This window comes from Acinetobacter haemolyticus (genome assembly GCF_900406815.1).
Classification (GTDB): domain Bacteria; phylum Pseudomonadota; class Gammaproteobacteria; order Pseudomonadales; family Moraxellaceae; genus Acinetobacter; species Acinetobacter haemolyticus_A.
Window position 1 is genome coordinate 1 of sequence record NZ_OVCN01000013.1, and the last position, 14065, is coordinate 14065.

12 protein-coding genes and 1 pseudogene are annotated in these 14065 nt (G+C 39.3%); 8 read left to right on the forward strand and 5 right to left on the reverse strand.

The features are described 5' to 3' along the window. A pseudogene (locus DK207_RS10315) lies at window positions 1-863 on the forward strand (DNA polymerase III subunit gamma/tau C-terminal domain-containing protein); the annotation flags it as partial. A 44-nt stretch (window positions 864-907) separates the two neighbouring features. On the opposite strand, the gene DK207_RS10320 reads toward DK207_RS10315, so the two are convergent. After that, window positions 908-1351 carry an acyl-CoA thioesterase gene (locus tag DK207_RS10320; protein ID WP_109441078.1) on the reverse strand — a complete coding sequence of 148 codons (444 nt, stop codon included), beginning with the start codon at window positions 1349-1351 and terminating at the stop codon, window positions 908-910. Beyond that, entirely contained in the window at window positions 1348-2508 is a 1161-nt protein-coding gene (locus DK207_RS10325; protein ID WP_109441079.1) for an iron-containing alcohol dehydrogenase, read from the reverse strand. Before DK207_RS10325 ends, DK207_RS10320 begins: the two co-directional genes overlap by 4 nt. Before the next feature lie 220 nt (window positions 2509-2728). Here DK207_RS10325 and DK207_RS10330 point away from each other — a divergent pair, with 220 nt between their 5' ends. Genes DK207_RS10330 through DK207_RS10345 form a run of 4 tightly spaced genes read left to right on the forward strand, consistent with a single transcriptional unit; the run spans window position 2729 to window position 6450 of the window. Then, complete coding sequence (locus DK207_RS10330; RefSeq protein WP_109441080.1) at window positions 2729-3241, forward strand: low molecular weight protein-tyrosine-phosphatase; 513 nt, start codon at window positions 2729-2731, stop codon at window positions 3239-3241. A gap of 16 nt (window positions 3242-3257) precedes the next feature. Beyond that, on the forward strand, window positions 3258-4286 hold the full coding sequence (murB, locus tag DK207_RS10335) for a UDP-N-acetylmuramate dehydrogenase (RefSeq protein ID WP_109441081.1): 1029 nt from the start codon (window positions 3258-3260) through the stop codon (window positions 4284-4286). 14 nt (window positions 4287-4300) lie between these two features. Then, on the forward strand, window positions 4301-5422 hold the full coding sequence (locus tag DK207_RS10340) for a YdcF family protein (protein WP_109441082.1): 1122 nt from the start codon (window positions 4301-4303) through the stop codon (window positions 5420-5422). Further along, on the forward strand, window positions 5422-6450 hold the full coding sequence (locus DK207_RS10345) for an alpha/beta hydrolase (protein WP_109441083.1): 1029 nt from the start codon (window positions 5422-5424) through the stop codon (window positions 6448-6450). Before DK207_RS10340 ends, DK207_RS10345 begins: the two co-directional genes overlap by 1 nt. Window positions 6451-6476: 26 nt before the next feature. Here DK207_RS10345 and DK207_RS10350 read toward each other — a convergent pair whose 3' ends face one another. Then, the gene (locus tag DK207_RS10350; protein ID WP_109441084.1) at window positions 6477-8147 is read right to left on the reverse strand and encodes an FMN-binding glutamate synthase family protein; all 1671 of its coding nucleotides are present in this window, start codon (window positions 8145-8147) and stop codon (window positions 6477-6479) included. A 339-nt stretch (window positions 8148-8486) separates the two neighbouring features. On the opposite strand from DK207_RS10350, the gene DK207_RS10355 reads away from it, so the two are divergent. Beyond that, entirely contained in the window at window positions 8487-8966 is a 480-nt protein-coding gene (locus DK207_RS10355; RefSeq protein WP_109441085.1) for an SgcJ/EcaC family oxidoreductase, read from the forward strand. Window positions 8967-9299: 333 nt separating this feature from the next. Next, complete coding sequence (locus DK207_RS10360) at window positions 9300-10472, forward strand: MFS transporter (RefSeq protein WP_109441187.1); 1173 nt, start codon at window positions 9300-9302, stop codon at window positions 10470-10472. A 2-nt stretch (window positions 10473-10474) separates the two neighbouring features. Here the strand turns inward: DK207_RS10360 and DK207_RS10365 are convergent, their stop codons facing one another. Then, complete coding sequence (locus DK207_RS10365) at window positions 10475-11965, reverse strand: amidase (RefSeq protein WP_109441086.1); 1491 nt, start codon at window positions 11963-11965, stop codon at window positions 10475-10477. A 197-nt stretch (window positions 11966-12162) separates the two neighbouring features. On the opposite strand from DK207_RS10365, the gene DK207_RS10370 reads away from it, so the two are divergent. Next, window positions 12163-12639 (forward strand): hypothetical protein, encoded by a 477-nt coding sequence (locus DK207_RS10370; protein WP_109441087.1) that lies wholly within the window; start codon window positions 12163-12165, stop codon window positions 12637-12639. Between the two features lie 49 nt (window positions 12640-12688). On the opposite strand, the gene accC is transcribed toward DK207_RS10370, so the two are convergent. Beyond that, window positions 12689-14053: an acetyl-CoA carboxylase biotin carboxylase subunit gene (accC, locus tag DK207_RS10375; protein WP_109441088.1), complete on the reverse strand. Its 1365-nt coding sequence runs from the start codon at window positions 14051-14053 to the stop codon at window positions 12689-12691. Window positions 14054-14065: the final 12 nt, after the last annotated feature.

The window sequence follows — 14065 nt, forward strand, 5'->3', positions numbered from 1 at the left end:
CTGAACCTGAACCTGAACCTGAACCTGAACCTGAACCTGAACCTGAACCTGAACCTGAACCTGAACCTGAACCTGAACCTGAACCTGAACCTGAACCTGAACCTGAACCTGAACCTGAACCTGAACCGCAAAATGCTGATCTAATGGTTTTTGATGCTGAGGATGGGCAACTTATCGGGCTGGATTTATCGGCTGATCAGCAGCATCTTCAGGCAAATATCACAGAGTCAGAAGAGGTTTTAGTTTTCTCCGTTGAATCACATCCCCAAGTTCAATCGAGCGAGCAGCTCGTTGTGCAGACGCAGGATGATCATTTCGATCTAGTGGAGGATACTCCACATGTTGATGCAACCATGCCTGAAGCGGTTATGACAGAGGCGAGTGATAGAGAGAAGTCAGATCAATCGATATCGCAACAGGATAATGAAGCGCAAACTGATTTAATGCCTCAGGACATTCTCAAACTGCCTATGCAGGTATTAGAGGGAGAGTGGGATTTAGCGAAATGGGAATACTGGTTTAGAACCAGTCAATTATCACCGGCGGTCCAAGAACTTGCACAGCATGGGGTCATGCATGGGCAAATTAATGGTGCTTCTATTTTTCATATTCCGCAGCAATATGAAGGGATGTTGTCTCAACTGCAACATGGTTTAGAAGAGGCCTTGAAAGCACAATGGTCTAAGACGCAATTCAGTGTGCAGTATGGTGATGTAAGCTCAAGTACACCTCTGATTTTGCAAAATTCACGTAAGGAAAAAGCATTTAATCGGGCTGTTGAGCTATTGCATCAAGAGCCGACGATTAAAAGTTTAGTGGATACTTTTGATGCTGAGTTACAAAATATTCAGTTGAAACCCTAGGTTTTAATAAGGGCAGAGCCTTCCTTGTTGCTTTGCCTTTGGTGTCATTTTTCTATCAGTAAATATTGATTGAGTATTTCACGCATCTCTTGAGGAATTGCCATACTCTTACGGCTTTTTCGGTCAACGAATACATGAACAAAGTGTCCTTGAGCAGCAGTTTGGGGTTGATTCTGTTTAAAAATTGCTAACTCGTAACGTAAGGAAGAGTTGCCAATTTTACCAATCGCAACACCGACTTCAATCATTTCTGGAAAAGACAATTCTTGTAGGAAACTGCATGCTGAGTCTACCACTAGCCCAATAATCTCGCTGTTGTGAATATCAAACCCTGTTTTTTGGATGAGGAGTGAATTTGCGGCCGTGTCAAAATAACTATAATAGGTCACATTATTTACGTGACCGTATATATCGTTGTCCGCCCAACGAGTTTGAATGTTAAAAAAGAATTTAAATTGTTCACGTGTTCTAAATATTGGCTTACTCATGCATAAATCGCCTGATAAATTTGTAATGCATCTTGCTCAGTCATTTCTCTCGGATTATTTTGCAATAATCGAGTTTGTAACATCGCATCTTTTGCAAGTTGTGCTAATTGTGATTCTGCAATATTCAAATCTTTTAGTTTTAGCGTCAAACCACTGTGATCTAAATGATTTTGCATATGATCGATAAATAAATCACATAGTCCATCAGTACAGCCTGTGCTTCGAGGGTCTAATAGTTGCATTAACTCAGCATAATATTGTTTAGCTGTAGGCGCATTAAACTTTAGTACTTCCACTAGAACGAGCGCATTCGTATGTCCATGTGAAAGATGAAAATGCCCACCCAAGGGATATGCTAACGCATGAACTGCTCCTACAGGCGCATTGGCAAATGCCTGACCAGCGAGCATTGAACCCACTAACATATTTTGGCGTGCTTCTAAATCAGAACCATCCTTAAGTACTTTGGCTAAATTATTATTCAGTAGCAATAAAGCATTTTTGGCCAACATATCTGCATAAAAGTTCTTTTTTAGATGTGAGGTATAGGCCTCTATGGCATGTACCATGGCATCTATTCCTGTTGCGGCAGTGATATGTGCTGGCAAAGCTTGGGTAAAGGTTGCATCCAAAATAGCCACATCAGCATACAGTATAGGTGAGACTACGCCCATTTTGGTTGTCGCACCCGTAGTGACAATCGAAATTGGAGTAACTTCTGAACCTGTGCCAGCTGTAGTTGGAACGAGAATTAAAGCCAAACGCGGCGCTTTCGCTTGATTTACCCCATAAATTTCGGTGAGATTTTGCTGTTGTTGTGGATGTGCGAGTAATGCAATTAATTTAGCAACATCCATCGAGCTGCCACCGCCAAAACCGATTACAATATCAATCTTTTCCTGTTTCGCGAACTCAACTGCTTCTAATACTAGGTGTTCTGGAGGGTCAGCTTGAATATCTGAATAAATAATATAATCCAGTCCAGTTTGCTCTAAAATGTTTAGAATAGGGAGATGCAGTTGATGCTGAATCATTCCTTCATCAGTAACTAAGAGTGCTTTACGATAATTCTGCGATTGCAAAATATTGCTGAGTTCATTAATGGAGCCCAAGCCTGAAATAATGTTGGAAACGGTCTGAAATTGAAATGAGTTCATACTTGTATCCTTTCGCCTGGGGTTGAATGGTTTTCATTCTGCCATGGGTATTGATGAATGTCAGTATTTCTTTATACGTATCCGACATAGTCAAAATACATCGTTAAATTGTTAACAAAACCCAATAAATACAACATTTTTATATGATATTGCTATAGGTTTCAGCACACAAATAAATTAACATAAGATGCTGTTTTGACTGTGTAACTTTGAGGTGATTATGCCATCTAAAACGCCCTATAAGGTGTTGTGTGTCTGTTTAGGAAATATTTGCCGTTCACCAACAGCAGAGGTTGTTTTCAGACATCATTGTGATGCGCATGGTCTAAATGTAATTGTCGATTCGGCAGGTACCAGCAATTATCATCCAAATAAAGCTCCAGATCGCCGTAGTCAGCACCATGCAAGTCAACGAGGCTATGACCTTTCGGCATTGCGAGCAAGACAAATGATCCTGATGGATTTTCTTGAGTATGATTTGATTCTTGCGATGGATCATGAAAATTTTGAGAATATTCAATCGCTGATGACGAAAGCAATCATTGAGTTTGGCGCCCATAAAATTCGAGCCAAAATTGCTTTGATGAGTGAACATGATCCTCGATATTCCCAACAAGCTGTCCCAGACCCATATTATGGTGGAGCGGATGGTTTCGAGCGAGTACTTGATCAGTGTGAATCGAGTAGTCAGGCATGGGTAAATATTTTAAAAGAACAAATGAGCGTTGCGTAATAGGGTTAAATGTCATATGCAAGTAAAACAACAGGTTCAACTTCAACATTTAAACACCTTAAATCTCGATGTGACCGCTTCTCATTATGTTCAAATTGATCAACCGAGTGAGATTGTTGATGCTTTGGCATTTGCAGAACAAGAAAATTTGAATGTACTCATTTTGTCTGGTGGCAGTAATTTATTGCTACCACAACGTATTCATGCTTTGGTAATTCATCTCAATATTCAAGGTATAGATGTGTTGGATGAAGATGACCAAAGTATCACGGTAAAAGTTGGGGCAGGTCAGGTTTGGCATGATTTTGTATTATACAGCACCAAGCAAAATTGGTTTGGTCTGCAGAATCTTGCATTAATTCCGGGTTTGGTGGGTGCTTCACCTGTCCAAAATATTGGTGCTTACGGCGTGGAGGTGGGTGAGTTTATTGAATCTGTTCAGGTCTATGATCGTGAACTCAAGCAATTTGACACCATTGCGGCTCGTGACTGCCATTTTTCATATCGTCATAGTATTTTTAAAGATCATCCACAGCGCTATATCATTGTGAGTGTTGTCTTTAAATTGTTGAAACACCCAGAATTAAAACTAAATTATGGTGATCTTCAACAAGCAGTTGGGGATGAGTTGACTGCTGAAAATTTGCAAAATCAAGTAATTCAAATACGTCAAAGCAAGTTGCCTGATCCAAAAGAATATCCAAATGTAGGTAGTTTTTTTAAGAATCCGATTTTAACTCAAATTGAATTTGACAAAATTACTCAACAATTCCCAAACATTCCACATTATCCTCAAGGCAACGGCAGTGTTAAAGTTGCAGCAGGTTGGTTGATTGACCAAGCAGGCTGGAAAGGAAAACAGCTTGGTCCAGTGGGTATGTTCCATAAACAGGCGTTAGTCTTGGTGAATTACTCAAATGCCACCTTAGTTGATGTTCAGCGTACATACAAAGCGGTACAGCATGATGTAAAACTGAAATTTGGCATTCAGCTTGAACCTGAACCTGTGTTGTACAGTGATCAAGGTTTAATTCAATCACATTAGAGTTGAGGAGATATATGAAGAAAGTGCATTGGATGGTCAGTTTAGTGCGAATCATTACGATACTTTTCGTGCTATTGGGCTGCTTTGTGCTTTTTTTATATTCACCTTTTTATTCTCAAGTAATGGTCAAAGGTTTAAATCATTTTGTCTCGTTCAATGTAAATGAAGTCGCTGCTGAAAGCCAAAAATCGGCGGCTTTGAGTGAACATGAGAGCCTAGAACCTGGTTCAAATTTATGGATCGCGCGGCAAGCATATTTTAAGTTGTTGGATAATAAGGATAAACAACGAGATGCTGAGGATCTTAGAGTTCTTCAAGCACGCTATAAGGTGCTACAACAGCTGATTGTTGAAGAACAAGAGAAAGCACCAGAAGATCCAAACAAAAAAACAAGTTTGCCAGAACAAGCTTCCGATCAAGAACATATGCTTGCAGCAAGTAGCCCAGCGGACTTTTTGCAACATACAACTACCGAGAATCAGGCTTTGATGGATGCATATCTTAATTTTCTCGATACTTATCCTATACCATTACCTATAGATGAAGAATCCGAGTCATTACTGAGTAAGGATTTACTTGAGTCTAAAAAAAATAAACAAGATGATCGTGGTGATTTAAAAGATACAAATCAACCTTATGCAATTGTTGTTTTAGGTGGAGGGCTCACACTTGGTGCAAATGGTAAAGATATTGTTGTAAATAATTATACAAGACTTCGTTTAGAGCGTACTTTGGAAATAGAGAAACAATATAACTTACCTATTGTTCTGAGTGGCGTAGAAGCACCTTATATGCAAGCTTGGTTAGAAGAACGAGGCATTAAAGCCAAATTACTAGAAAATAGAAGTATGAATACTTGTGAAAACTCGCGTTTTAGTTCTTTACTGCTTCAAAAGAAAGGTGGTGCTCCTAAAGTCATTCTCATTACAGATGAGTATCACATGCCACGAACCCGACGTTTGTTTGCTTTGAATGGGATCGAGACAGTTCCTGTTGTTGCGCCGATGCCTACCAAATTAACGAGTTGGCGTCCAAGTGAAAAGAATTATGATCACAGTCGACGTGCAAACTATGAGTTACTTGCTACGATTCGTGATGTCCTGTTTGGTTCAAGTGATTGTCGGGAGATACCATAATGTCCAATATTCCTTTCCTTAATCCGACAATTTTAAAGCAACTTGACTTGCCTGTTCCTAATCGTGAGACAACCCCTCAGTTACTGGAGGTGTTAGATCTGAATAAAACGAGCGAACCACCAAAAGCGTTGTTGGCTTATCGCAAATTATATGGATTAGATTCCCTTGAGTGTGAACACTGGCAAGGTTATGTGGAAATGCCTTTGTTTCGTCTGCATGTGCAAGTCTTCCAGCCCTTACAAGACAAGGTGCAAGGTACAGTATGCTTATTACATGGCTATTTAGAACATAGTGGAATCTACCAGCCCATTATCAAAGAGATCTTGGATCAAGGTTTTAGTGTGCTGACTTATGATTTGCCTGGACATGGTTTAAGTGATGGTTCTGCTGCCAGTATCCAGAACTTTGATCATTATCAACAAGTCCTGCATGCTGTATATGATGCTGTGCGTGGTGCAAAACAATTACCTAGACCGTGGCTAGGCATTGGGCAAAGTACGGGTGGGGCGATCTGGATGCATCATTTATTGGAGTTTGCAGAGCGTCGAGAAGATCCAATTGTAGATCGAGTATTGTTGTTATCCCCATTGATTCGTCCTGCAAAAACAGCATGGTGGCACAATTCAGTGGGTTTGGGAATCATTCGCCGTATCAAAAGCCAAGTGCCGCGGCATTTTCGCCGTAATAATCATAATCCAGAGTTTTTACGTTTTATCCGTCTTAAGGATCCGTTGCAACCTCGTATGATGGGAATGGACTGGATCCTTGCGATGTCAAAGTGGATGTTAGAAATGGAACTGCGGCCAGCGTGTCGCATCCCTGTATGGTTGGCGCAAGGTGCGCTCGATCAGACTGTAGATTGGCGTTACAACATTGAATATATACGCCGTAAATTCAGATTGCAGACTTTGTTGATGCTAGAAGAGGGTTCGCATCAGTTGATTAATGAGCGCGCTGATATTCGCGCAGCACTGACAGGGTTAATACCTGCTTTTCTGCATGCAAAACCAAATCACCACTATTATTAGTGGTGATTTTTTAAAATTAATTTAGATTAAAAACTTTTGGCATCTGCTATTTTCCACATACGATAATAAAAGTTCTCATCATCATGTAAATCATCTTGCAGTAATTCATTTTCTTTCAAGAAAAAATGGATTTGTGCATAGTTTTTGATTTCACGGTCATTCATACGCTGCGCTAAATGATGTGCCTTAATATCTGAAGGATGGCGTAAACCTGCTGCTGCAATCATTTCTGAAAGTGCGTGCAAGGTATTTTTATGGAAACTAAATACCCGTTCAGCTTTGCTTGGTACATGAATAGCCTTTTGGCGGTCAGGATCTTGCGTGGCTACACCTACAGGGCATTGATTGGTGTGGCAGCTTTGAGCTTGAATACAACCTACGGCGAACATAAAACCTCGCGCTGAGTTCACCCAATCTGCGCCGAGTGCAAAAGTGCTGGCAATATCGAAGGCACTGATAATCTTGCCACTCGCGCCAATTTTGACTTGACTACGTAAACCAGCACCCACTAGTGTGTTATGCACGAAACGTAAACCTTCGCGCAAAGGTGTACCAATATAGTCACTAAACTCAATGGGTGCAGCGCCTGTTCCACCCTCAGAACCATCCACAACAACAAAATCAGGAATAATTTTAGTTTCAAGCATTGCTTTCACGATACTCATGAATTGCCATGGTTGACCAATGCATAGTTTAAAACCAACTGGCTTACCACCTGAAAGTTCTCGTAGTTGTTGAATGAAGTGCATCATTTCAATGGGTGTATTAAAACTTGGATGCCGAGAAGGCGAAACACAATCATATTCTCTAGAAATGCCACGAATACGTGCAATTTCTTCCGTGATCTTATGCTTGGGTAAAATCCCGCCGTGACCAGGTTTTGCTCCTTGAGAAAGTTTGACCTCAATCATTTTGATTTGCGGGTTTTTAGCCTGTTGAGCAAATTTCTCTGGATCAAATAAACCCTCGGGAGTACGGCAACCAAAATAACCACTGGCAATTTGCCAAACAATATCACCACCATTTTCCAAATGATAAGGACTTAAACTTCCTTCGCCTGTATCGTGATAGAAATTACCTAAACGAGCACCTTGGTTAAGAGCAAGAATTGCATTTGCACTTAAGCTACCAAAACTCATTGCGGAAATATTCATAATAGAAGCACTGTATGGCTGACTACACTGAGAGTTTCCGATAAGGACACGAAAGGTTTCGGGGTTAGCAGGTAAGCACGGTGTAATTGAATGCACGATAAAACGATAATTGGGTTCATATACATCAATGATAGAGCCGAACGGTTTATCTGCATTTTCATTTTTAGCACGTTGATAAACGAGGCTTCTTTGCATCCGCGAAAATGGCAGAGCATCTTGATCAGCCTCTATAAAATATTGTCTGATTTCAGGACGCACATCCTCAAAAATAAAACGGAAATGCCCTAATATGGGATAGTTTCTTAAAATTGCATGTTTCTTTTGTAGTAAGTCATAAAAACCAACTAAGCTGAGTAAGCCAGTAACAAGCCATAAGCCGTTAAGCAAGGTATCCGATATAAAATAATAAATAGTATATGGGGTATGGGTTATTCTGAACCATGTAATCGTTAAAGTAATAAAAATACACAGGAACCAAATCGAATGTCTTGAAAAGAAAGTGTTAAGAAGTTTGTGTCGTATAGCTTGTGCTGGACTCGCCATGTGTTTCAGTTTCCAGATGTTTCACTAGGCCTAACCTTGCCAATACTGGCTGAGAACTACAAGTGAGGAATTGTTAGTAGAGATAATGATTCTAAATAACAATATATTTAAATACACTATGTTCATAAAAATTAATAGCTATCATTGAGTTTTATATTATTGATAATTAATTTATATAATTATAATTTAATATGATACAGATAAATAACAAAAAAGAAATTTAATGCCAATTATTAATATAAATCTGAACGTAAAATATGGCTGATTTATTGAATGGTTTAAATAAAAACCATTATATAAGTTGGAAAATATAATTATTTAACAATAAAGAGGTGGAAGTTGAAACTGGTTTATATTTCAGTATTATTAGGCGGTGTTTTATCCGGTTGTATGAGTATGACTAAGCATGAAGATTATTCTACACAACAAATAAAAGTGTGCAAAAACACAAATGATCAAGAAATTAGTGCTTTATTTGACAAATGGAATCAAGGTTTACAAAGTGGCAAACCTGAAAGCATTGTGCAGCTGTACGCAGAGGATTCCATTTTACTTCCGACTTTATCCAATAAGTTAAGATTTACTGCTGCTGAGAAAGAGGATTATTTCAAACATTTCATGGAAAACTCACCTACAGGAAAAGTTGAAACAAGGTTTATTGATATTGGATGTAATACTGCGCTTGATACAGGGGTTTATACTTTTTCTTTTACAAAAACAGGAGAGGCAGTAAGAGCACGTTATAGTTATACTTATCATTGGAATGGTAAGCAGTGGCTAATTACCAGTCATCACTCTTCTTTGATGCCAGAAGCATAATTAAAAAATAATCTTAGATTGGGAAATTTCTACGTGAATTAGAGGTAAAGTGATATTTATCTCTAATTCGAAATTTTAAGGTGAAAGTATAAATATATAAAAATTATTCTTAGAACTAATAACGATGATATTCAATTTCAGAAAAACCACATGTTCCTTTATATCTATTTTCTTTATAATCACCAAGTATATTCGGCTACTGCTTCTTTGTCTTATTTATAATATTTTATCTAAAGTGATTTATTAGTTGCTTGATTAGGCTACAATTCACAGCTTCAGCTTACCAAAAATGATTTGATAGCTCAGTGTATTGAAAATGTGAAGGTCTATAACTTGTCTCAACTTCTTACGATCCAAACACGATTAGGTGGTTTTTATCTATTTTACTACGCGATCGTTGGGACCTTTATGCCTTATTGGAATCTGTATCTCCAAGATCAGGGCTTTAATTACCAAGAAATTGGAATTTTATCTTCTATCGCGATTATTACACGTTTTTTTGCACCATTGATTTGGGGGTGGATCGCTGATAAATCGGGTCGGCGTATGCTTCTCGTTCGAATCGCCACTTGGATGGAAGCTTGCATTTGGTTTTTAATTTTTATTATTCCCAATAATTTTCAGTCTGTTGCATTATTGATGCTGATTTTTAGCTTTTTTCAAAATGCAATTTTAGCCCAATTTGAAGGAGTCACATTATTTTGGTTGGGAGATAAACGAGCGGAACTTTATGGGCGAGTAAGGAAATGGGGTTCAGTGGGTTTTATTGTCGGTGTATTTGCCATCGGTGCGTTACTTGAAATTATCCCAATTTCAATGTTGCCCATCTTGCTTCTGTCTATTTCTTTTTTAGCTTTCTTATGGTCATTTACAATTAAAGAACCTGAACATGCACCGAGCTCACAGCAAAAATTAGAACCATTATGGCCAGTACTCAAACAGCCTATGATTGCAGCTTTTTTTACCATTGAATTTATTCTGCTATTTTCTCAAGCACCTTTTTATAGCTTTTATAGTAATTACTTAAATGAAATAGGATATAGCACCACGCAGATTGGTAGCTTATGGGCAATGGGTGTAATTGCGGAAATCATTATGTTTGCAGTGGCTCACAAGCTTTTCTTTCATCGTTTTTCATGGCGGGTATTGGTTGCCGTTTGCTTAATCATGACAAGTGTGCGTTGGTTTCTGGTTGGGATCTTTGAGACAAATTATATCGGGCAATTATTGGCACAGTGTTTACATGCATTCAGCTTTGGTTTATTCCATTTAATTGCAATGAAAGTCATATTTCAGAATTTTTCAGCAGGACAACAAGGGCGAGGTCAAGCTTTGTATAGCACAATGTGGGGCTTGGGAGTGGCATCTGGAAGTTTACTGGCTGGACATTATTGGGTGCTTTTATCTGGTGCAACCATTTTCTTATGCGCAGGAGTAGTTGTGTTATTAGGATTGGTCTTGGTGTATTGGCTGCCGAATCAGCTTGAAACGGCAGCTCATAAATAGCATTAAAGTGCTATCTTCTTGTATTGGGGCATCCATGGTTGAGCTTGCTCAAGTTGGGCAGCGAGTTGTAACAAGCGATCCTCTCGCCCAAAAGGGGCAATAAATTGACTACCAAGGGGCAGGCCATGTTTATTCCAATATAAAGGTACGGACATGGCAGGTAAGCCAGTGACATTTGCTAATTGTGTGAAGGGCACCCAACTTAAATTGTCTTGTACCATTTTTTCAACCAATTTTCCTTGCGCTAGATAGTGTGCTTTTCCAAGTTTGAGTAAAACTTTTAGAATGGGTTTTTGCCATGCAGGGGTGGCAATCTCACCATTTTTCGGTGCCACGGAAGCCGTGGTTGGGGTTAAATAAAGATCATATTGCTCAAAGAAAATGTTCATTTGAGTGCTATAAAGTCCCCAATTATTTAAGTTGTGAATATACTCAGTGGCTGTTGTTTTAGCACCAAATGCAGCCAAAGCAATCGAATCAAGTTCAAAGTCTTGATCAGTAGAACCTGTCATTTGTTTGATTTGTGCTTGCATATATGAGAATTGGCTAAACCATGTCGTAATAAAGTCCTTTGCTAAAGCGATCCCTTCTATTTTAGGACGATCTTCCACCACAATATGTCCAAGCGACTCCAAAAGTTTGGCGGTCTGTTGAATGGCTTGAGTCGCATCTTTAGAGACTTTAGTGCCGATAGGTGATTGGGTGTTAAATGCAATTCTAAGTCTTTTAGGGGATTGTTGAATGATATCCAGATATTTTTGATCGGGTGCTTGAATTGAGAATAGTGAGCTTTGTTCTGGACCTTGCACAGCATCGAGCATGGCGGCACTGTCACGGACTGTTTTGCACACCACATGCTGCATTGCTGCTCCATGCATTGCTTCACTGTATTGTGGTCCCCAAGGAGTGCGTCCTCGACTTGGTTTAAGTCCAAATAAGCCGCAATAAGATGCAGGGATACGGATCGAACCTCCACCATCACCAGCTCCTGCAATGGGCACAAGACCACCTGCAACTGCTGAAGCAGACCCACCCGATGAACCACCGCTATTATGTTTTAAATTCCATGGATTATGACATGCCCCCCAAGCATCAGGTTCAGTAATTCCTTTGATTCCAAACTCTGGTGTATTGGTTCGACCAAAAGTAACGATTCCTACCTTTTCCCAGCGGTTGACAATTTCTGCATTAAACTCAGGAGTGTAATTAATTCTTTTTAGTGAATGGCTGCCATAAGAAGTGGGTACACCTTGATATTCTTGAAATAAGTCTTTTACCAGAAAGGGAACGCCTGCAAAGGGTCCCGTTAGATTTTGTTTAGCTCGTTGTTTGGCTTGTTCATACATCGGGATGATAATTGCATTCAGCTTAGGATTGGCTTGAGCACTTCGTTCTAGAGCGAGTTCCAATAACTCTGTTGCTTGAATTTCTTTATTTTTTACAAGCTGGGCTAAACCAAGACCATCATATTGGACGTATTCAGCAAATTTCATGGCTTCAATCCCTAAAAGTATATTTTTATAGCAAAATTTCGTTCAAATTGGTCTTAGCATACCTGAAAAAAGCAAAATGAATAAATAAATTACCCCAGAAAAATATTGTGTTGATATGGTTATGAAGCAGTGTTTTTATTTAAAAATATGCTAAGTTAAAGCCAAGGAATGTTTAGATGACAACTTAAATTAAATCTATGAAAAATATTTATATTATTGGATTCTTATGTGCTTGTTCGACATTAACATTGGCTGAGACAACAGCGAATACTGATGTAGTGACCACACCTCAAATAGCAACAGCAAATAGTATACGTGTTACGAATCGTCCTGAAATTATGGGACTTTGGGGAATGGAAATACCAAATAATAAAAAATGTGTTGAGTATTATAATTTTCGTGGTGCCAATGAAGTTGTAATTAGAAGTGGCAAGGAGTGGTCTTATGGAATGTATGACTATCAACCTTCTGACAATCAACTAGAGCGTTTGCCTGCGCTTATTCTTCAAATTAAATATGATAATGATGAAGTCGATTGTTCTGGTCAGCAAGTTGATCAAACAGGTGAAGTTTCTCAGTATTTTGTTAAATGGGCGAATCCTCATACGATTGATTTTTGTGCAAACGAAAAAGGCGATAAATGTTTTGCAACTTTACGCCGTGTTTTGCCATAAAACATGGTTGTAAAAAAACCTCTTATTCATGAATAAGAGGTTTTTTTATTTAAGCAGATTCAGCTTTTGGTTCAAGCTGTTTGAGCAAATGCTTTTCAAGGTAATGAATATCCATTGCCTGTTCGCAGAAGTTTTTATCCTTCAAAATCAAATCTTTATGCAACGGAATATTGGTTTTAATACCTGTTAAAATCATTTCATCAAGCGCTTGACGCATACGTGCAAGTGAAGTTTTACGGTCTTTGCCATGTGCGATCAATTTTGCAATCATTGAGTCATAGTATGGAGGGATACTATAGTCTTGATAAATATGAGAGTCTAGGCGAATACCTGCTCCGCCTGGCGCATAAAAGCTGTTGATTTTGCCAGGAGATGGTAAAAAGGTGGTTGGATCTTCTGCATTAATACGGCATTCAATCGCATGACCTTTTACTTCGATTTCATGTTGTTCGAGATTTAATCCCAAACCACCTGCAATACGAAGCTGCTGTTCGATAATATCAACCCCAGTCACCATTTCAGTAACAGGATGTTCAACCTGAACGCGTGTATTCATCTCGATAAAGAAGAATTCACCATCTTCAAATAAAAATTCGAATGTTCCCGCACCACGATATTGCATGAGCTTACATGCATTTACACAAGCTTCAAGAATATCAGCCCGCGCTTGTTCTGGAAGATTTGGAGCAGGTGCTTCTTCTAATACTTTTTGATGGCGACGTTGTAACGAGCAGTCGCGGTCAAATAAATGGATCGCATGACCATTACCATCACCAAGAACTTGAACTTCTACGTGGCGTGGCTTTTGTAAGAAGCGTTCCATATAAACGGTGTCATCACCAAACCACATCTCGGCATCGCGTTGGGCAGCTTGAACTGACTCAAGCAATGTATCGACACGTTCAACGATACGCATACCGCGACCACCACCACCAGCAGCAGCTTTAACGATGAGAGGGAAACCAATTTCTTTGGCCTCTGCAAGCGCATTGTGGATGGTTACAGCATGATCACAACCCGGAACTGTAGGTACGCCCGCTTTTTTCATCGCAATAATCGCAGAGACTTTGTTCCCCATGAGACGAATATGCTCAGGGCGAGGACCGATGAAAATAAAACCAGAACTTTCTACAATTTCAGCAAATTCAGCATTTTCAGAGAGGAAGCCATAACCTGGGTGAATTGCGTCAGCACCCGTGATTTCTGCGGCAGTAATAATTGCAGGAATATTTAAATAGCTTTCACTTGTGGTTCCCGGTCCAATACAAACCGCTTCATCTACGAAGCGTAAGTGCATTAAATCCTTGTCTGCATCGGAATATATACCAACAGTTTTAATGCCAAGAGTTTTGCAAGCCCGAGTAATTCGTAAAGCGATTTCACCACGGTTTGCAATTAATACTTTTTGCAACATAGAAATCCCCAG